Below are 805 nucleotides of genomic sequence, written 5' to 3'. Positions count from 1 at the left end.
CACGTTCCTGCCTGTATGCGTACCGTGAGCGCACCCAGCGCATTGACGCTGAGCGCATGGCACTGCGTAGCCGGATACACGAACTGTTCGTCGAGAGCCGAAGCTCTGCCGGCAGCCGCAGCATCATGGGCATGATGCGCGAGGAAGGTACGGTGATTGGCCGCTTCAAGGTCAGCCGCTTGATGGAAGAACTTGGACTGATCTGCAAGCAGCCGGGGCGCCATGCCTACAAGCAGGCCACGGTCGAGCGGATCGATATCCCGAACCATCTCAATCGTGAATTCGAGGTTGGTGCGCCGAATCAGGTCTGGTGTGGTGACATTACGTATGTCTGGGCGCAGGGCCGTTGGCATTATCTGGCCGTGGTACTCGATCTGTTCACGCGTCGGGTGGTCGGCTGGGCGTTCTCGACACGCCCGGATGCCGATCTGGTCGTGCAGGCGCTGGAGATGGCGTATGAGCAGCGTGGTCGACCGCAAGGCTTGCTGTTTCACTCGGATCAAGGCGGCCAGTATGCAAGCCGGAAATTCCGTCAGCGCCTGTGGCGCTATCGGATTCAGCAGAGCATGAGCCGCCGTGGAAACTGCTGGGACAACTCCCCGATGGAAAGGCTGTTCCGCAGCTTCAAGACGGAATGGCAGCCGTCAGTGGGGTACATGTCGGCACAGGAAGCACATCGGGACATCAGCCACTACCTGATGCACCGGTACAACTGGATACGGCCGCATCAGTTCAACGACGGACTGGCGCCGGCCGTTGCGGAAGAAAAACTTAACGCAGTGTCCGGGATTAGTTGACCACTACA

General features: G+C 59.6%; 1 protein-coding gene. It reads left to right on the top strand.

Going from position 1 to position 805, the window contains the following annotated elements; genetic code table 11:
- Positions 1-797, top strand: a 797-nt coding sequence (locus tag ACNQQL_RS35985; protein ID WP_347069693.1) for an IS3 family transposase, incomplete at its 5' end; no start/stop codon positions are given.
- Positions 798-805: the final 8 nt, after the last annotated feature.

The sequence above is a fragment of the Burkholderia sp. LFS061 genome (genome assembly GCF_047978125.1).
Lineage (GTDB): Bacteria > Pseudomonadota > Gammaproteobacteria > Burkholderiales > Burkholderiaceae > Burkholderia > Burkholderia pyrrocinia_C.
Note: the sequence above shows the minus strand (reverse complement) of the source record. Positions and strands in the feature narration are given on the sequence as shown.